The organism is Streptococcus sp. CF8_Ac1-9 (assembly GCF_024295565.1).
GTDB lineage: Bacteria > Bacillota > Bacilli > Lactobacillales > Streptococcaceae > Streptococcus > Streptococcus parasanguinis_X.
In genome coordinates this window covers 658,628-676,123 of sequence record NZ_JANCOY010000001.1, presented here as the reverse complement: position 1 = coordinate 676,123, position 17,496 = coordinate 658,628, and the positions used below count along the sequence as shown (strand labels likewise).

Sequence of the window (17,496 nt, the reverse complement as noted above, 5' to 3'; positions counted from 1 at the left end):
TCTTTTTTTAGTATAATAAAGTTTAGTATGAAAATAAGGGAGACTATAGGAAATAAGATGAAAAGAAAACAATGGGTGCAGTTAGGCTTAGTGGCTTCAAGTATGGTCATGTTAACAGGATGTTACCAGAGATACCAGCGCCAGTCCAGTCCCAAAAAAGAGGCTGCAACAAGCCATACAAGCACTAAAAAACAGACGAAAAAAGCAGATAACAAACAATTATACCAGTCTGTTTTTTCAGACTACCAAAAGATTTTTGCCGCTTCAAAAGATTTAGATGCCATTTCCAAATTGAATGATGCATTAGCTAAAGAAGATCGGATGATCAATAGCTGGGTGATCGAGACCGTGATCAATCAGCCAGAAGCCGTTCGCTATGCCTTTAAGGACTTAAATAACGATGGGGTAGATGAGATGATCATCGCCAATCAGCAGACCGATGGAAGCTACTTTGTGACAGGAGTCTATTACCTCAAGGAGCAAAAACCGACTCTGCTAGCTGAAGGTTTCGTCGCTGGACACGGTGGAGCGCGCAATGCGACGACCCTCTATCAGGGAGGAGAAGTCTTAGAAGTCAGCTGGATGTCAGGAACTGGCCGTGGGGTAGCTGTGCTCTCACGAATAGAAAAGACGCCTCAAGCCGCGACCAAAGTCCAGGAAGAAGAAGTCCAAGTACCTGGTTCAGATCTGAATAGCCTCTTTGGAAAATCGGATGAGGAAAAATTGGATCTCAAGAGTTTCGATTGGCAAACTTTTGACAGCACACCATCAGCGGGAAATAGCCAAAGCCAGGAAAAAACGCCTTGGAATGCTGAAAAATCAGCAAAATTAGCAGAATTTATGAAGACCTGGGGCGAAAAGATGGGCCAACCCAACTATCAAAAAGGCATCGCTGGCGGTGATGTAGGACCAGACAACCTCTATACTCTAGAGGAAAATAGTAAGATGGATGCCATTTATACAGATACCGGTCAGGGAAATGCAAAATACCGCATCGTGGAACGCTATAGCAATTGGGACAAGTATCCAGATGTGCATAGTTATTTCTTTGCTATTACAGATACAGGAGAAGGCATTGTCTTTCATTCTCCAACGACCAATGGTGGAAAAATGTATCTAAAACCAACGGATAACAAGGAACTTCAAGAAGAATTTACTCAACTGCTTCATCAATAAAAAGAAGAATAAACCAGAAAAGGACTGTTTTTCTGGTTTTGTTTATTCAAATAATGAATAAAGATACAATATAAGAAATAATTTTTAGGACATAAAATATGTTAAAAACTAGTGATAATTAGCAGTGTATAGGCATTTGGAAACAGAAAATGTTTGACAATTAAAGGAAAATCATTTAAAATATATTCATTCTTTATTTATAGGAGAAAAAATATGAAAAAACTTCTTACAGCCGGTGTGGCTCTTTTGTCTGTTGCAACGTTAGCAGCATGTTCTGGTAAAACTGCTTCAGAATCATCAAGCAAAGATGCAAAAGCTTCTTCTAGCAAAGTAGAAAAATCATCTACTTCAGAAAGCAAATCAAGCAGTTCATCAAAATCATCTAAATCAGCAACCTCTTCTGTTAAAATTCCAGAAATTGTCTTGTTGACTGATGATGAAATCGATAATGCCAAAACAATTGGTGATATGAAAACTCTTTATAGTAAATTAGTGGATAACTATAAAAAATATGCTCAAGATATTGGCGATCAAATTCCCGAATCACTGAGATCTAAATATACTCAACAAGTAGAGCCAGCTCTCAAGACATTGGACGAATCAAAAACTCAATTTGATACAGCACTTTCAACTGGTGGTTCAGATGATACGGTTGTTCCTGAACAAGGGCGTACTGTTTTTGTACAACAATTGAAATCTGGACGTGACACTATGAAACAAGCTCTTGAAAGTGCATATAAATCAATTGCGCCATTGCTCTCTTCATCAGCTGAATAATCAATGAAAAAAATAGGGTAGGACCTCAAGTCCTAGCCTATTTTTGCTTTCTTACAAAAATGTAAGAAATAAAGGGGAAAATGTAAGGTTATGTTATGGTGAAAGCGTTTTAGTTTTAGTACAATAGATTTGTAAAAAACGATTGAAGCTTTTATCAAGCTAGAAAGGAACGGACCATGACCCTACTAGACGTTCAACATATCAAAAAAATCTACAAAACCCGCTTTCAAGGGACGCAAGTTGAAGCCTTAAAGGATATTCACTTCACTGTTGAAAAGGGCGAATACGTGGCCATCATGGGGGAATCAGGATCCGGGAAATCCACCCTTCTCAACATCCTAGCCATGCTGGACCAACCGACGGAAGGGCGGGTCTACCTCAATGGCACGGACACCTCAACCATCAAGAACAAGGACGCATCCAGCTTCCGTCGCGAAAAACTAGGCTTCGTTTTTCAAGACTTCAACCTGCTCGATACCTTGTCTGTCAAGGACAATATCCTCTTGCCTCTAGTCCTTTCTCGCAGACCTGTCCAGGAAATGATGAGCAAGGTCGATAGCGTCAGTCGGGAGTTGGGCATTCACCAGCTCTTAGAAAAATATCCCTACGAGATCTCTGGTGGGCAAAAACAACGGGTGGCTGTAGCACGGGCCATTATTACCTCACCAGAAATTCTCCTGGCGGATGAGCCAACAGGGGCGTTGGATTCCAAGTCATCCGCTGCTCTGCTGGATGTCTTTGAAGACATCAATACCATGGGCCAAACCATTCTCATGGTGACCCACTCAACCGCAGCAGCAGCGCGTGCCAAGCGCGTGCTCTTTATCAAGGATGGGATCCTTTACAATCAGATCTTCCGCGGGGAAAAGACGGAGCGTCAGATGTTCCAAGAAATCTCAGATACTCTGACGGTCATGGCGGGTAAGGAGGATCATGATGTTTAAATTAACCAGTAAATTAGCACTTTCCAACCTCAAACAAAATCGCAAGTTGTATTATCCTTTCGCTATAGCTGTCATTTTAACGACCATGATCCTTTATAGTTTTATCGCCTTGTCATTGACCCCTCATTTAGAGGATTCTTACGGAGGGGGATCGGCGAGAACTGTTCTTGGTTTTGGCAGTTTCGTCGTCCAGCTGGTCGTCATCATTTTGGTGGCTTATGCCAATGGCTACGTCATGAAAAATCGTTCCAAAGAACTGGGCTTGTACAGTGTTCTGGGAATGGAGAAGAAGCATCTCCTCATCATGACCTTATGGGAATTGCTCTTCTTCTATGTTCTCACAGTTGGAGTAGGACTTGGTTTGGGACTCTTGTTTGATCGCTTGATTTTCGCCCTCCTCTTAAAATGTATGGGTTTACCAGTCGTCATTCAATCAACCTTCCAGATAGATGCTGTTCTTAACACTTTACTTGGGTTAGCCTTAGCTTTTGGACTCATTCTCTTGTTGAATTCTTTCCGCCTCTTGCGCTACAGTTCCCTCCACCTTATGCAGCAAAAGAAAGCAGGAGAGAAGAAGGGACGCTTCTTGCTGGTTCAAACTCTGTTAGGACTAGGGCTCTTAGGAATTGCTTTTTATATGGCGCTAACCGTTGAGCGGCCAGTTGCGGCTGTCCAAGGATTCTTTATTGCCGTCATCTTGGTCATTCTAGCGACTTATCTCTTATTCAACGCAGGCTCTATTACCTTCTTAAGATTTCTCAAAGGTCGGAAATCCTATTATTACAAGCCAGAGAATTTTATATCTGTCTCTAACTTAATAGCTCGGATGCGAAAAAATGCAGCGGGCCTTGCGACCATAAGTATTCTATCCACCATGGTCTTGGTCACCTTAACAGGGTCGCTCAATCTCTTTATTGGAGGGCAGAATTACCTAGATACGGTTTACCCTTCGGATTACATGATTAGTGTGGGGCATATGCCTTCAGATGCTGAAACAGAATCGGTTATTGAGGATGTTCAAGCTCAAATTAAGAAAACAGCCGATGCAACACATCTGTCAGATTATCAGGTGGTACAGACAACATATTGGTCGGCTGAAATTCGAAAGATTGATGGAAGGAGCTTAGAGGTGAATGACCAGTCCACTCCATCAACTGGTCAGGAGTTGAAGTCAGAAGGAACAGTCTACTTTTTTGATCAGGCGACTTATGAGCAACTGACGGGGCAAAAAGTTGAGCTTGGGGAAAATGAAATCTTGGCTTATGGGTATCAGTATCCTGGAAGATTAGACGCACAATTAGAAATCAATGGGAAAACTTTCACGATTAAACAAAAATTAGATTCCAATTTTATCCAAGGGAAACTCCCTCAATCCGACCTGTTTCAACACCAAATGGGCTTGTACCTGGTTCTTCCTGACTTGAACCAACTGGGACTAAAAGTTGATAAAAATTTGGAATTTTCTATTAACGCAAAAGATAAAGATAACCAAGATTTTATCTCTGGTTTGATCAAAGAGCTGTATTCGACAGACAAAATCAGTCAATATGGTGCGACTTATTTTGGTGGGTTTGATCGATATAGTACCGAGAAAGAATGGCGTGAATCAGCAGGGACCATCCTCTTTATTGGAGTTTTCCTATCTGTGATCTTTCTTTTGGCTACGGTTCTCGTGATTTACTACAAGCAGATTTCAGAGGGCTATGAAGATCGGGAAAATTTTGTGATCTTGCAACAAGTAGGATTGGACGATAAGCAAACGTCCACCACTATTCGCAAACAGATACTCACTGTCTTTTTCCTTCCTTTATTCTTCTCCTTCCTGTACCTAGGAGTGGCCTACAAGATGATCGCAAAAATCGTTGCCCTCCTAGGAGCGACCAATGCGGGCTTGGTCCTTCAAACGACTCTGTCTATCTGCGCTGTCTTTTTCATCTCCTATATTCTCGTCTTTCTTCTGACTTCTAGAAGTTATCGGAAGATTGTCGTGAGATAGCGTTTGAGTCTATAAAAGATTAGAAATAAGATGAAACATACAACATTTTGTTAGCACAAAAAACACCGAGGATTTTTTCCCCGGTGTTTTCTATCGCGATTATTTCACGTGTTTTGCAAGTTCTTCTTGCGCTTTTTTGTTTGATTCTTCTTTTTCTTTCAACCAATTCTTATAAGCTTTTTCGTAGTCAGCAGTTGTGACTGTCTTATCTTGAAGTTTTTGGTATTTGAAGAAGCTTGTTTCACCTTTAATACCAATTGCAGAATTTGCTGCTGAGAATGGCGTTACCTTCGTGATAGATGGAACTCCACCCTTAGAGTAGATTGGAAGTACCATTGCGTTTTCAGTCAACCAAGCTTGGGCAGCAGCGTATTTTTCATAACGCGCATTGGTATCCAATTTTTCAGCATTAGCAGCATCCAACAATTCTTTGTATTCGTTCAAACCAATTTTTTCGATGAGCGCTTGGTCTTTCTTAGGATCAAGTCCCATACCAGTCAAGGTTGAACCATCTGTTGGGTTCAAGATATCCAAGTAAGTAGATGGATCTTGGAAGTCAGGTCCCCAACCTGTGATATCCATATCAAAGTCTTTTTGATCTGGTGATTGGGCGAAGTAAGTAGCGTTGTCAGCATCGTCTGTAGACAATTTTTGTACATCGATCACGACATTGTCTTTACCAAGAGCTGTTTCAATAGAACTCTTCATAGAGTCTGCTTGTTGGACAAGAGCATTAGAAGATTGGTCTACGACATAGTCGATATGGATTGGGAATTGAACACCTTGTGATTGCAATTCAGCCTTCGCTTTTTCAAGTTCCGCTTTGGCTTTATCCGCATTATGCAAGCTATCTTGAGCATCTGCGAAGCTAACACCTTTCCACTCATCTCCTGTTGCGGCAAGTTTTTCTTCAACGAGAGTACCGAAGTCTTTCCCGTCTGCTTGCACAAATGTCGGTGGAACTAGAAGGGTACGTAGAGTTTTTGATGCTCCGTCTTTCCCGTTAACTTGAGCGCTGTAGGAAGTTCTATCCAAAGCGAAGTTCAAAGCTTGACGGAAGTTTTTGTTTTGAAGGGCTGTCTTCGTGTTGTTCTTTTGCTCATCAGATGTCTTCTTCGTATGGCCGTAATTTTGACGGTTGACGTTGAAGTAAGCGTAGTAAACAGTAGAATCTTGTGGGGAATAAACGATGTTATCCTTGAATTTCTTCTCAATCGTACTGTAAGTTGAGCTTGTTGGGAAGAGACGAGCAGTAGATAGGTTCCCATCTGAGAAGTTACGAGCAAGATAGTCTTGGTCAGATCCATCGAAGTAAGTCAATTTAACCGTATCGATGTGAACATTTTTCTTGTCGTAGTAATCAGGGTTTTTATCCAACTCGATTTGTGATTTTGAAGTGAAGGATTTCAAAATGTATGGACCATTGTAGAGGATACCATTTGGTTTCACGCTACCAAAGTCTTTCCCAGCTGATTCCAAGAATTTTTTATTAACTGGCATCATGGTAGCAGTCGTCAATTTAGAATTCCAGAAAGATTCTGGTTGGTTCAAAGTGTATTGAAGAGTGTGATCATCAACAGCTTTTACCCCAACGGTTGAGAAGTCTTTGGTTTTCCCGTTTACATAGTCATCCAAGCCTTTGACTGAGTTTTGAACCAAGTAAAGAGCATCCGATTTTTTATCTGCTACGTATTTTAGAGATGTCACGAAATCTTGTGCAGTGACGTCAGCGTATTCATTTCCTTCTGAATCATACCACTTCGCGTCTTTTCGAAGCTTGTAAGTATAAGTCAGACCATCTTTTGAAACGGACCAGTCCTCAGCAAGAGCAGGCACTAAGTTACCGTATTGATCGTTTTCAAACAAACCATCGACCAAGTTGGTTGTAATGTCGCTTGCAGTTGAACGATTTGAAGTCAAATAGTTCAAGGAATCAGGGTCTGTACCATACACGTAGTTGTAGGTAGTCCCTTTTGACGCATTAGAAGATGAGCCACATGCAGCAAGGAAAAGCGTTGAAGCTGCGGCGACACCTGCTAAAAGAGCAAGCTTCGATTTTTTCATATTCGTGTCTCCTTTTGAATAATTTTAATTATTATACTCCAATCAATCTACAAAATAAAGTGTTTTTTGAACTTTTTTTGTATATTTACACACCAGTATACAGTGAAACCCTTGATTTTATGGGATTTTTAAGGAATAAAAATTTTTTTAAAAAAAAATTACTATTATGCTTTACATACTAGTTGAGAAAGAGTATACTGATAGTGAGCAAACTAGTATGTAAAACAAACTAGTGAAAAATGTGAAGAAAGAGGTGAGAAGGATGAAAGAGTCCCAATTACTAAAGGGAGTCTTAGAGGGCTGTGTGCTGGAGATTATTTCTAAAAAGGCTATCTATGGCTATGAATTGATCCAAAGTCTCAAAGAGATGGGATTTGATAAGATTGTCGCTGGGACCATTTATCCCCTGCTTCAAAAGTTAGAAAAACAAGGAATTATTCATGGGGAAATGAGGCCGTCTCCAGATGGTCCCGATCGCAAGTATTTTTCACTCAGTGATGCTGGAAGAGAGCGCTTAGAGGAATTTTGGTACCAGTGGCAGGAGTTAGTCACAAAAGTAGAACGTATCAAGAAGGAGGGAGAAGAATGGTAGAAAGTTATACCGAAAAAATGTCAGATGAATTGATTCATCTAAACAAAGAGGATCAAGTCTATGTGAAAAAAATGGTGGCCTATATTGGGGCCAAATCCTATTTTTATGATGATGAAGCACTCGGTGAACAACTCTACAATATGGTTTGCGACCTGAAAGTTGCTGAAAAAGAAGGCATTCGGGCGGTGGATTATTTTGGAAAGGATCCACGGGCGATGGTGGATCAAGTTCTTTCAGACTTGCCTAAACGCTCTTTAGGATCTTACGTGGGACTCGTCTTCCTACTTGGAGTGATCTTGGTTGGCATGCGTTATTTAATGGATTTTACCTGGATGACACCACTGAAAATCGAACCTTTGACCTATGTTGTCATTCTCCTCAATTTCTTGGTGTTCAGCCAGTTTATCACGTGGCTTTGGTCCAAACAGAGCTATGGTGAAATGAAGTGGTCTTGGGCTATGTTTATCAGTGTGATCAGCCTGATGGTGTTTCTGAACATTGTACGACTATGTTCGATCTATTTTGGCCACATTGGGAGTCTCTTCTTATCAGATGGTTGGGCGATTGTTCTCGCTGTCCTAGTCTTACTTTGGTTTACGGTCTTGGCTTTTAGAAGCAGGAATCGTCTGATGTCGAGTCTACTAGTCATGGCCCTGACTTTCCTAGTTACGGGATGCTGGATTCGTCTTGTGAATCAGGAAACTGCTCATTTAATAGGCTGGTTACTTCCTCTCATGGGACTAGTCCTGACCCTTATTGTATTTTGTCTCCAAAGAAAGAAGGAAGAAGCATGAAATCAGCAATGTATTTTGAAGAAACGCAGGCCTTGATGCAAACCTTTAGCCAGGAGGACCAAGCCTATTTCCAAGATCTCTGGGATTATTTCAATTTTGCAGGTTTCTTATATGAGGAGAAAGCCTTAAGAGAGCAGGTCTATAATCTAGCGCTAGATTTTTCGCAAGCAGGAGCGGATGGCTTAACGGCCAAGGACTATTTTGGTCTCGATCCAAAGGGAATGGCAGACCAAATCATCGAAAATATGCCCAAAGAATCGACGCGGTCTGTTTTGAAATATGGGGCTATCTTTTCAGGTATTGTGATATTTTATCGCCTCTTAAGTGATTTTGCTTCTCAAGCGGTCCTTGTGATCAAGCCACTAGTCTATTTGACAGACATCATTTTGGGACTCCTAGCTGTTGGGATCATCTTCTATCTCCTTCGTCGTCTCATTTTTGCGGAGGAAAAAACGAAAAAAGCAATTTATGTAGTCTTTGTTCTAGTTCTAGGATTCTATTTTGTCGGTGAAATAGTAGGCGTCCGCTTCTTGCCTGCTTTTGCTTGGTTTGTAGTCCCTAGTCCTTGGGATGCCCTTCTCATGACAGGGGCTAGTGGAGCTCTCATTCTTTGGCAATGGAAAGAAGAGTTTGGACGAGCTTTCGCCTTTCCTATCGTCGCCTTTTTAGTGGTTGGATTCTTACATCGCTGGACCTTGGCAAAAGGAGTTCAGAATCTTGGCATGACGGTTCTTCTGCCCACAGTGATCATCGTCTTTGGGCTGGTTATTTATTATTCGTTTACGATTCGTGCTTTGAAAAAGAATAGGACGGAAAGTGATAAATAGAAAGAAATGGGGGGCTGGGACAAAAGTCCTAGCCTCTCAATTATTTTTGGATTATCGAGCAAGACGCAGTGGTTGAGTGCTCAAAGCACTGCTTTGAGGTGGTAGATAGGACTTGCTAAGCAAGTTTCCTAAGTAGTTGTTCGCTTTTCAAGTTCCAAAGATGCCCTACTCAACTGTGCGGAGGTGGGACGACGAAATCGAATTCTGACGAATTACCGATTTCTGTCCCACTATCTTTCTTGTCCAAGTATGATAGAATAAACTCATTAGATGGGAGAATATACATGAATCTATTTCGAAAAAAGGGACTTGGGCAAGTACACCCGGGTCTAAATCGCCATTTACGTTTATGGGATTTGATTATTTTAGGAATCGGTGCCATGGTGGGGACAGGAATCTTCACGATTACGGGGACTGCAGCAGCGAATTTAGCTGGGCCAGCCTTGATCATTTCAAATGTGATTGCGGCTTTTTGCGTTGGCTTATCTGCCCTCTTCTTTGCTGAATTTGCGTCTCGCATCCCTTCAACTGGTGGAGCCTATAGTTACCTCTATGCCATCTTTGGAGAGTTTCCAGCCTGGATTGCAGGTTGGTTGACTGTGATGGAATTTATGACAGCTGTATCAGGGGTAGCTTCAGGTTGGGCTGCGTATTTCAAGGGCTTGTTGGCCAATCTTGGTTGGAGCCTGCCGACGGCTTTAAACGGGACTTTTGATCCAGCTAAGGGAACTTATGTGGATCTTTTGCCAATTTTAGTGATGGTGCTAGTCACCGCCTTGGTCCTCATGAATGCAAAGGCGGTCTTACGCTTTAATTCCTTACTGGTCTTACTCAAGTTCTCCGCTCTTGCCTTGTTTATTCTTGTGGGGATTTTTCACTTAAACCCTGGCAACTGGGCAAACTTTGCTCCGTATGGATTTGGCGAAATCTATGGTGGTCAGACAGGGATTATGGCTGGAGCTTCGCTCATGTTCTTTGCCTTTCTTGGTTTTGAGTCCATTTCAATGGCGGTCGACGAAATCAAGGAACCACAAAAGAACGTCCCTCGCGGGATTGTCCTTAGTCTTTTGATCACAACGGTTCTTTATATCTTGGTCACCCTGGTTTTGACTGGTATGGTTCCTTTTAAGAACTTAAATGTAGAAGACGCGGTTGCCTTTGCCCTCCGTCAGGTCGGAGCTGGCTGGGCTGGAAATTATGTATCGCTGGTAGCGATTTTGACCCTGATTACCGTCTGCATTTCGATGACCTTTGCCCTTTCACGGATGATTTACAGTTTGGCGCGGGATGGTCTCTTACCAAAAGCTATGAAACAGCTCGATCCAAAAACCAGAATTCCAAAAAATGCGACCCTGGTCGCTGGATTAATGGCTGCCATTGCTGGTGGAGTTTTTCCGCTAGCTAGTATCGCTTCCTTTTTAAATATCTGTACCTTGGCTTACCTGGTTATGTTGGCCCTTGCCCTCTTGAAATTGCGTAAGGAACACGGGGCCCCTGGACCTGGTGAATTTAAAACGCCCTTGGTTCCGGTCTTGCCAATCCTATCGATTGTGGTCTGTCTGTCCTTTATGACCCAGTATTCCCTATCGACCTGGCTGGCCTTCGGAGTTGCTCTCCTGATCGGGGTTGGAATTTATTTCGGTTATGGGTATCGCCATTCAGAAGAAAATCAATAAAACATAAAAGCTAGAGTAGAAGAACTCTGGCTTTTTGTATAGGGAAAGCTCTTTTTTTGATATAATAAAGGGAGAAAGTTAACTAGATAACAAAGGAGAAAAACATGACATTTGAAGAGATTTTACCAGGCTTAAAGGCTAAGAAAAAATATGTACGTACAGGCTGGGGTGGAGCAGAAAACTACGTCCAACTTTTTGATACCATTGAGCAAGATGGGGTGGCTCTGGAAGTGACACCTTATTTCCTCATCAATGTGTCTGGTGAAGGCGAAGGTTTCTCCATGTGGAGTCCAACCCCTTGTGATGTCTTAGCAACGGATTGGGTGGAAGTCCATGACTAAAAGGGTCTTGATTACAGGTGTGAGTTCCGGGATTGGTTTGGCTCAAGCTCGACTCTTTCTAGAAAAGGGCTACCAGGTCTATGGAGTGGACCAGGGAGCGGATCCCCAGTTAGCAGGTGATTTTCACTTCTTACAGAGGGACTTAACTCTTGATTTGACGCCGATTTTTGACTGGTGTCCTGAGGTAGAGGTCTTGTGCAATACAGCCGGAGTTTTGGATGATTACAAACCGCTTCTGGAGCAAAGTGCTCAGGAGATTCAGGAGATCTTTGAGATCAACTATGTGACCCCGGTGGAGCTGACGCGGTATTATCTGACTCAAATGTTGGAGAAGAAGCAAGGTATCATCATCAATATGTGCTCCATTGCTTCTAGCCTGGCAGGAGGAGGCGGCCACGCTTATACTTCCTCCAAGCATGCTCTAGCGGGCTTTACCAAGCAGTTGGCCCTGGATTATGCAGAAGCTGGGATTCAGGTCTTTGGCATCGCGCCAGGTGCTGTCAAAACAGGCATGACCGCAGCGGACTTTGAACCAGGTGGTCTGGCAGACTGGGTAGCAAATGAAACACCGATCAAGCGCTGGATAGCGCCAGAGGAAGTAGCAGAAGTCAGCCTCTTTTTGGCAAGCGGGAAGGCATCTGCCATGCAAGGGCAAATCCTGACGATTGATGGTGGTTGGAGTTTGAAGTAGGAGGATGAAAAAGCAAGAGTTGAAATCTTGCTAAGAAATGTAATTGTTTTTTCCTTACTGAAAGAGGATCAAACCTAGGTGGACAATTGAGTTACGACAGTGGTGAGACAGGTATTTACCTCTATGCTAAAGAAGATCTTACTGAACGAAATTAAACCTACCAGAGTGATCAGGATGAATCAGATTTCTTTATGATCGGTCAAGATGGGGATCTAGCCTATTTCCTCAAAAAGAATGGGGACGATAGCATTTATGAAAATGATCTAGGTGCGCTAGGTTCTCTCGAAATGCAAAAGGTAGCTGAATCAATTACAGACTTTATTAATCAGATCTTGCAGGAGGAGTAAGATAGAAATAGAAAGGGGACTGAGAAAGATAGCTGCAAAAAGCTCGTCGATTTACTCAGTCTTTTTTAAAAAATTTTTTAAAAAATCTTTTCTCATTCATTTTGGATTCATCTTTCTTAGATAAAATAGAATCATCAAGAAGAACTTGATAAGAAAAAAAGAAAGTTGGTAACTAACATGAAAAAATCAATTAAACAAAAAGCCGTTGCAAGTCTCGCAATCTTCTCTCTATCAACTGCCGCTCTAGGCTCTGTAGTAGCCTTTGCCGATACTGGAACAAGTAAAAAGACTACTTCTTCAACAGTGACTGCATCTGTCACCCTTGCACAAGCTCAAGAAAAAGCTCTGAAAGAAGCTAAGGGTGGAAAAGTGATTGGCTACGAGCAAGAAGAAAAACATGGAAAAGCAGTGTATGAAGTGACCATCTTGGATGGAAAAAATGAAAAAGAATATAAGATCGATGGCCAGTCTGGTGCTATCTTGAAGTCAAAAACTAAGGATCTGAGTCAGGATCGTGAAGATCAGCAATTAATCGGAGCAAGTGTTCAGTTGGACTTGGCTAAGGTAGAGAGCCAGCTGAAATCAAAATACTCGAATGCTAGTATCGAAAAAGTAGAGTTAGATGTAGAAGATGGTAAACTTGTCTATAGCGTTAGCTTGCGAGAAGGCAATCAAAAAATTGAGTTAGAGTTAGATGCCAATACAGGTACCGTATTGGAAGAAGATGTGGAGCTGGATCACGATTAACTAGAGTAAGATCTCGACTAGGCTTTTCCTAGCCGAGATTTTTTATGGAAGCATGGTATAATAAGGGAAGAAATTTGGAGTAAGTGGCTATGAAAGTATTAGTGATTGAAGACGAAGTAGATTTGAATCGTAGCATCGTTAAATTACTGAAAACCCAGCAGTATAGTGTTGATGCGGCCTATGATGGTCAGGAGGCCTTGGACTACATTCGTGTGTCCCAGTATGACGTGATTATTTCAGATATTATGATGCCGCAGCTAGATGGTTTGGGGGTATTGAGCTACTTGAGAAATCATCAGATTAAGACCCCAGTTCTGATGCTAACGGCTAAAGATAGCCTAGAAGACAAGGTAACAGGACTGGATGCTGGTGCAGACGACTACTTGGTCAAACCCTTTGAATTTGATGAATTACTGGCTCGGATTCGCGTCATGCTGAGACGAAATAATCGAGAAAACTTGACCAACCTGGTCCAATTTGGTGACTATTCCTTAGACCTGGCAAAAAAGACCATCCAACACAAGGGTGTTTTGGTTGACCTGACTTCCAAGGAGTATGAGTTACTAGAGTGTCTGGTGCGCCATCCCAATGTGGTTTTAAGTCGGGAACAGATTCGTGAGCATATTTGGGATTTTGATTATGTTGGAGAGTCTAATATCATTGATGTTTTAGTCAAGAATATCCGCAAAAAATTAGGTAATCCATCGATTATTCAGACAAAAAGGGGGATGGGCTATGTTTTCAAAAATGAAGAAGGACTCTAAGTCTCCCTCCATCGTTTCTAAGGTGACATTGTGGTATACCCTCTTTGTTTCTTTTCTCTTTGTTCTTATGTTTTGTGCTTCTTTTATCATTTCCGGAGCCTGGTCCAGCTATAGCTCACGTGGGGAACTGGAGCAGAAGACCATGGAAGTAGCTTCAGACCTTGAGGAATTTGAGCCCTTTGATGACGGCAATTATTTTGCACTCTACAATCAAAACATGAAGTTGGAGCAGGGTGCTCTGCCAAGTGGCTTTGATATCAATGCTGGCTTTGAGTCTGGGAAATTGTCGACGTATACCTCTTCCCAAGCAACCTATTATTATTTTGATGTCTATAATGAAAGTGAGGGCAAATGGATACGGGGCGTGCGCCTTGCTTCTGGTCTAGGAAGAGAATTAAGTATCTTTTTTCTTTCCTTGGCCATTCTAGCTCCTCTGTCCATCCTTGGGATGGCCTGGGGTGGACGTCGGATCCTTCGTAAGACCTTTCTGCCGATCAGAGAGGTGACCCAAATGGCAGAGGAAATTGCAGAGAGCGGAGACTACAGTAAGCGCGTGTCGACCGAGCATCAGAAGGATTATGTAGAAACGTCTCGTCTTACCAAGGTCTTTAATAATTTGATTTCTTCTGTTCAGTCGACTTTTGAGAAAGAAAAGCAATTCAACCAAAATGTATCCCATGAGTTGCGGACCCCTCTGTCAGTCATCGTTTCGGAGAGTGAGTTTGGCTCCAAATATGCAGATAACCTAGAGGAGACCAAGGAATCTTTGACGGTCATTCATCGGCAGGCTAAATTAATGAAATCGATGACCGAGCAGATCTTGGAAATATCCAAGACCCAACACCTGCAGTGGTCGGATTTAAAACCCGTTTGTCTATCAACCCTGGTGTCAGATTATTGTCAGGGACAGGAAAGAAAGTGGGGGGAAAGCCCCATAGCCTTTGAAGTGAGCATTCAGCCGGACCTCTGGATTCAGGGGGATGCTGTTTTGGTCACTCGGATGCTGGATAATCTATTGAGCAATGCAGTGAAATTTACCAAGACCAAGGTTGCCATCCACTTGGTGGCTAGTCCAGCTGGTGCTGTTCTCAAGGTAGCGGATGATGGGATTGGGATAGCGCCAGACCATTTGAGCAAGATTTGGGATCGCTTCTATCAGGTGGAGGATTCTCGGAACAAGGGCCTCAATAGTGGTATCGGACTTGGGTTGTCCTTTATTAAGGACATTGCAGACCTCCATCGAGCAGAGGTGAAAATCATCTCTGAAGAAGGAAAAGGAAGTCTCTTTCGTGTGACTTTCCCACAGATCCAGGACAAGACTTCTGTCTAAGACGGTTGATTGAGCGATCAGTATGGGTTGAAAAGGGAAAATAATAAAGTGAAATAATAAGGATAAAATGAGTCTAGTAAAACCGCTAGGCTCATTTTCTGTTTTAGCTTTATGGAAAGGGAATCTTATGGTATGATAGCCTAAAAGGGACCTGTAATATGGAGGTCAAACTATGGAAAGAGAGACTCAAAAAGGAGAAGGGATGCTCGTATTGACAGACACAGATCCAGCTGTTTCAAGAGAAGACCTGTTACAATTTGAGGAGTTTCTTGGAAAGAAATTGCCGGAAGCCATGAAGGATTTTTATCTCAAGTACAACGGTGGCCAGCCCCAAGTAAGGGGTGTTCACGATGATTATCATCTCTTTCCTTTCAATTCCTTTGATTCACTTGAAGAGATGAGGAAGTCTATGAAATGGTTTGACGATGAGGCTGTGCCTACGGGATTTAAGGCTACAGACCTTCTCCATTTTGCCTATGATCCTGGATCAGGCAACTATGCTCTTTCTTTAAGGGCAGAAGATTATGGCAAGGTTTACTTCTATGTTTTAGAAGAAAAAGCTGAGTTGTATGGTCAATGGCCATCTTTTGAGGTTTTTTTGAATTCCTTTGTTGAAGAGTGAGACTAAAAAGGAGAAGAGATGCGGAAACACCAAGAACTTTCACTAGAGCAGATCATCGAGCAGGTGCGCGTGGACAAGTTGGTATCAGATGATTTTTGCCTCTATGGCAAGGAGGATGGAGAACTAGCACTAGCTAGGTCCTATTGGGTATCAAATTATCCGGATGTCGTGGAAGACCGTGATATTTACCCTGCTGATGCAGTGGAGCAAGATCTCCAGCTAGTCTACTATGGAGAGCAGTTGATTGATGTTCTTTCGGTTGCACTTGAAGAAAAACCAGAGGCTAGTCACCAAGACTTGGTCGACGCTTTGAATTATTATAATCAGCACGATAACTTTATGTCCTTTAATGATTAGCTAGGCCGATTAGAGAAATAGCATCCGAAAGGAGGAAAGATAGTGATGAGAGAATATAAATTTAATATCCATAACGAGATGTATGTAGCAATTCCAGAGGAAAGAGAAAAGGTCTGCCTTGCTTTAAGTGATTCTTTAGAGGTTATCAATGAGGAGTTGACTCCGTCTTATAAAGCAAAATTCGATAATCTACTGGATCAATCATCAGTATGGTATCCAAAAGCTTTGGAAAAAATTCAGGAGGAATTTCCAGAACTAGCGCACGCCAGACTCCTATCCATTTTTATCTTGTCTGAACAGACGGACATAGACCTGATTTTTGGTTTGGAATTTGGACTAAGAGAGGACTCGGAGCATGGTAGAGGACTTAAATTCTCCCTCAATAGTCTTGAAATTTTAGAATATGGTTTAGGGGAAGTCGCTTACTACTAGGTGTAGTCGATGATAAGAGAAGTACTAGAAGATGGAGCAGGATATGGTTGAGAAAGAATGGCGTTTTTATTCATCAGAGGATGATAGGGATTGGGTGATTTTATCAGATCGTGATAGGGCTGAAACAAAAGAGGATATCCACTCTGTCAATCAGAAAGAAGCCGTTATGCGGATGTATCGAAGACCGGGAGACTTTATCTCAGTGTCTTTGCTGTCTGCTTCTTATGAAATAGACGATGTAACAGGAAAACTTGGTCAAGAGCGAGATTTCTATTTAAAAATTGAATGCCTACAAGACGGATGGTCCAGTATCAGCTCTCAAGTCTATAAAAAAGAGGAAGCAGTAACCTTAGCAAGCCTCTTTATGGGACTCAGAAAAGATGTGGCTATCAAGCTTTGGAAGTTAAAAAAATTGGGTGAAAAGAACCTAGGAGATCGGATAGAGAAATGACAGTCAATATCGATGAATTAGTGAAGGAGCTTGGCTTTTGTGCGGTGCCTACAGAGGAGAAACCATTTCGTCTGGATGAGGCCCGTTTTAACCTTTTGGCTTATTTAGAGGATTATCCGAAAATGGGATTCTCTTTTGTTAAAGCAGGTGACGAACTAGTCGAACTAAGGAAAAATCAGGAGAGCTATAGGCTTTTTGGCCAGTGTTTTTTAGGATTTTTTGTGATAGTAGAAGAGGAGCAAATCTTTTTACTTTGCAATTCTGAAGGAAGAGAAGTTTTTCAAGAAGATAGAGTTTTTGTCAATTCTTCCTTGCAAGCTTTTATTTCCTCTTATTCGCTCTTTCTATCAAGCATCTTTCTTTTGAAAGCAAAGTTTTATGAGATTGAGCAAGATGAAGTCGAAGAGATTGCAGCAAATTTGAAGGATCAAGTACTTGCCTTAGAAAAGTCCCTTGAACAAGAATTGCTCTTCTGGGAGCACATGGCCTATTTGATAGAAGACGATGGCATTGTTCTAAGAGATGATCTCTTTCATATCTTAAATAAAGAGCAGTAGGAATGGATTTA

General features: G+C 42.0%; 19 protein-coding genes and 1 pseudogene. 19 read left to right on the top strand and 1 reads right to left on the bottom strand.

Annotation, left to right across the window (positions count from 1 at the left end; all coding sequences use genetic code 11):
• Positions 1–57: 57 nt before the first annotated feature.
• From NML76_RS03370 to NML76_RS03355, 4 genes are all read left to right on the top strand, one after another.
• The gene (locus NML76_RS03370; protein ID WP_254732660.1) at positions 58–1,176 is read left to right on the top strand and encodes a DUF4767 domain-containing protein; all 1,119 of its coding nucleotides are present in this window, start codon (positions 58–60) and stop codon (positions 1,174–1,176) included.
• 213 nt (positions 1,177–1,389) lie between these two features.
• Positions 1,390–1,953, top strand: coding sequence for a hypothetical protein (locus NML76_RS03365; protein ID WP_021152825.1), 564 nt, complete (start codon positions 1,390–1,392; stop codon positions 1,951–1,953).
• Positions 1,954–2,129: 176 nt separating this feature from the next.
• Entirely contained in the window at positions 2,130–2,897 is a 768-nt protein-coding gene (locus NML76_RS03360) for an ABC transporter ATP-binding protein (RefSeq protein WP_254732658.1), read from the top strand.
• The gene (locus NML76_RS03355) at positions 2,890–4,893 is read left to right on the top strand and encodes an FtsX-like permease family protein (RefSeq protein WP_254732716.1); all 2,004 of its coding nucleotides are present in this window, start codon (positions 2,890–2,892) and stop codon (positions 4,891–4,893) included. Before NML76_RS03360 ends, NML76_RS03355 begins: the two co-directional genes overlap by 8 nt.
• Positions 4,894–4,992: 99 nt before the next feature.
• On the opposite strand, the gene NML76_RS03350 is transcribed toward NML76_RS03355, so the two are convergent.
• A complete protein-coding gene (locus NML76_RS03350; RefSeq protein WP_254732656.1) occupies positions 4,993–6,957 on the bottom strand; it encodes a peptide ABC transporter substrate-binding protein in 1,965 nt (654 codons plus the stop codon).
• Between the two features lie 262 nt (positions 6,958–7,219).
• Between NML76_RS03350 and NML76_RS03345 the strand changes: the two genes are divergently transcribed.
• The 15 genes and pseudogenes from NML76_RS03345 (at position 7,220) to NML76_RS03275 (ending at position 17,485) form a co-directional block, all read left to right on the top strand.
• A complete protein-coding gene (locus NML76_RS03345) occupies positions 7,220–7,549 on the top strand; it encodes a PadR family transcriptional regulator (RefSeq protein WP_049514856.1) in 330 nt (109 codons plus the stop codon).
• A complete protein-coding gene (locus tag NML76_RS03340) occupies positions 7,543–8,343 on the top strand; it encodes a hypothetical protein (protein WP_049514857.1) in 801 nt (266 codons plus the stop codon). Before NML76_RS03345 ends, NML76_RS03340 begins: the two co-directional genes overlap by 7 nt.
• Positions 8,340–9,170: a hypothetical protein gene (locus tag NML76_RS03335; protein WP_118228396.1), complete on the top strand. Its 831-nt coding sequence runs from the start codon at positions 8,340–8,342 to the stop codon at positions 9,168–9,170. Before NML76_RS03340 ends, NML76_RS03335 begins: the two co-directional genes overlap by 4 nt.
• A gap of 284 nt (positions 9,171–9,454) precedes the next feature.
• Positions 9,455–10,846: an APC family permease gene (locus tag NML76_RS03330; protein ID WP_118228395.1), complete on the top strand. Its 1,392-nt coding sequence runs from the start codon at positions 9,455–9,457 to the stop codon at positions 10,844–10,846.
• A gap of 104 nt (positions 10,847–10,950) precedes the next feature.
• Positions 10,951–11,187, top strand: a complete 237-nt coding sequence (locus NML76_RS03325; RefSeq protein ID WP_049497199.1) for a DUF2829 domain-containing protein — start codon at positions 10,951–10,953, stop codon at positions 11,185–11,187.
• A complete protein-coding gene (locus NML76_RS03320) occupies positions 11,180–11,878 on the top strand; it encodes a 3-oxoacyl-ACP reductase (protein ID WP_254732654.1) in 699 nt (232 codons plus the stop codon). The genes NML76_RS03325 and NML76_RS03320 overlap by 8 nt, the downstream gene beginning before the upstream one ends.
• A gap of 71 nt (positions 11,879–11,949) precedes the next feature.
• A pseudogene (locus NML76_RS03315) lies at positions 11,950–12,225 on the top strand (hypothetical protein); the annotation flags it as partial.
• 177 nt (positions 12,226–12,402) lie between these two features.
• Positions 12,403–12,972 (top strand): PepSY domain-containing protein, encoded by a 570-nt coding sequence (locus NML76_RS03310; protein WP_006596735.1) that lies wholly within the window; start codon positions 12,403–12,405, stop codon positions 12,970–12,972.
• Positions 12,973–13,061: 89 nt separating this feature from the next.
• Entirely contained in the window at positions 13,062–13,736 is a 675-nt protein-coding gene (locus NML76_RS03305) for a response regulator transcription factor (protein ID WP_003006182.1), read from the top strand.
• Complete coding sequence (locus NML76_RS03300) at positions 13,708–15,066, top strand: cell wall metabolism sensor histidine kinase WalK (RefSeq protein WP_254732652.1); 1,359 nt, start codon at positions 13,708–13,710, stop codon at positions 15,064–15,066. The genes NML76_RS03305 and NML76_RS03300 overlap by 29 nt, the downstream gene beginning before the upstream one ends.
• 172 nt (positions 15,067–15,238) lie before the next feature.
• Positions 15,239–15,688: an SMI1/KNR4 family protein gene (locus NML76_RS03295; protein ID WP_254732650.1), complete on the top strand. Its 450-nt coding sequence runs from the start codon at positions 15,239–15,241 to the stop codon at positions 15,686–15,688.
• Positions 15,689–15,706: 18 nt separating this feature from the next.
• Entirely contained in the window at positions 15,707–16,045 is a 339-nt protein-coding gene (locus NML76_RS03290; protein ID WP_049514863.1) for a hypothetical protein, read from the top strand.
• Positions 16,046–16,090: 45 nt separating this feature from the next.
• Positions 16,091–16,477 (top strand): hypothetical protein, encoded by a 387-nt coding sequence (locus tag NML76_RS03285; RefSeq protein WP_049514864.1) that lies wholly within the window; start codon positions 16,091–16,093, stop codon positions 16,475–16,477.
• 43 nt (positions 16,478–16,520) lie between these two features.
• The gene (locus tag NML76_RS03280; RefSeq protein WP_254732648.1) at positions 16,521–16,928 is read left to right on the top strand and encodes a hypothetical protein; all 408 of its coding nucleotides are present in this window, start codon (positions 16,521–16,523) and stop codon (positions 16,926–16,928) included.
• Positions 16,925–17,485 carry an immunity protein gene (locus NML76_RS03275; RefSeq protein ID WP_254732646.1) on the top strand — a complete coding sequence of 187 codons (561 nt, stop codon included), beginning with the start codon at positions 16,925–16,927 and terminating at the stop codon, positions 17,483–17,485. Before NML76_RS03280 ends, NML76_RS03275 begins: the two co-directional genes overlap by 4 nt.
• Positions 17,486–17,496: the final 11 nt, after the last annotated feature.

What these genes read in the sequence shown, in the direction of transcription:
- NML76_RS03275 (WP_254732646.1), top strand. Translation starts at nt 16,925, where the DNA reads ATGACAGTCAATATCGATGAATTAGTGAAGGAGCTTGGCTTTTGTGCG.
- NML76_RS03340 (WP_049514857.1), top strand. Translation starts at nt 7,543, where the DNA reads ATGGTAGAAAGTTATACCGAAAAAATGTCAGATGAATTGATTCATCTA.
- NML76_RS03285 (WP_049514864.1), top strand. Translation starts at nt 16,091, where the DNA reads ATGAGAGAATATAAATTTAATATCCATAACGAGATGTATGTAGCAATT.
- NML76_RS03295 (WP_254732650.1), top strand. Translation starts at nt 15,239, where the DNA reads ATGGAAAGAGAGACTCAAAAAGGAGAAGGGATGCTCGTATTGACAGAC.
- NML76_RS03365 (WP_021152825.1), top strand. Translation starts at nt 1,390, where the DNA reads ATGAAAAAACTTCTTACAGCCGGTGTGGCTCTTTTGTCTGTTGCAACG.
- NML76_RS03310 (WP_006596735.1), top strand. Translation starts at nt 12,403, where the DNA reads ATGAAAAAATCAATTAAACAAAAAGCCGTTGCAAGTCTCGCAATCTTC.
- NML76_RS03320 (WP_254732654.1), top strand. Translation starts at nt 11,180, where the DNA reads ATGACTAAAAGGGTCTTGATTACAGGTGTGAGTTCCGGGATTGGTTTG.
- NML76_RS03290 (WP_049514863.1), top strand. Translation starts at nt 15,707, where the DNA reads ATGCGGAAACACCAAGAACTTTCACTAGAGCAGATCATCGAGCAGGTG.
- NML76_RS03350 (WP_254732656.1), bottom strand. Translation starts at nt 6,957, where the DNA reads ATGAAAAAATCGAAGCTTGCTCTTTTAGCAGGTGTCGCCGCAGCTTCA.
- NML76_RS03360 (WP_254732658.1), top strand. Translation starts at nt 2,130, where the DNA reads ATGACCCTACTAGACGTTCAACATATCAAAAAAATCTACAAAACCCGC.
- NML76_RS03345 (WP_049514856.1), top strand. Translation starts at nt 7,220, where the DNA reads ATGAAAGAGTCCCAATTACTAAAGGGAGTCTTAGAGGGCTGTGTGCTG.
- NML76_RS03280 (WP_254732648.1), top strand. Translation starts at nt 16,521, where the DNA reads ATGGTTGAGAAAGAATGGCGTTTTTATTCATCAGAGGATGATAGGGAT.
- NML76_RS03330 (WP_118228395.1), top strand. Translation starts at nt 9,455, where the DNA reads ATGAATCTATTTCGAAAAAAGGGACTTGGGCAAGTACACCCGGGTCTA.
- NML76_RS03355 (WP_254732716.1), top strand. Translation starts at nt 2,890, where the DNA reads ATGTTTAAATTAACCAGTAAATTAGCACTTTCCAACCTCAAACAAAAT.
- NML76_RS03335 (WP_118228396.1), top strand. Translation starts at nt 8,340, where the DNA reads ATGAAATCAGCAATGTATTTTGAAGAAACGCAGGCCTTGATGCAAACC.
- NML76_RS03305 (WP_003006182.1), top strand. Translation starts at nt 13,062, where the DNA reads ATGAAAGTATTAGTGATTGAAGACGAAGTAGATTTGAATCGTAGCATC.
- NML76_RS03300 (WP_254732652.1), top strand. Translation starts at nt 13,708, where the DNA reads ATGTTTTCAAAAATGAAGAAGGACTCTAAGTCTCCCTCCATCGTTTCT.
- NML76_RS03370 (WP_254732660.1), top strand. Translation starts at nt 58, where the DNA reads ATGAAAAGAAAACAATGGGTGCAGTTAGGCTTAGTGGCTTCAAGTATG.
- NML76_RS03325 (WP_049497199.1), top strand. Translation starts at nt 10,951, where the DNA reads ATGACATTTGAAGAGATTTTACCAGGCTTAAAGGCTAAGAAAAAATAT.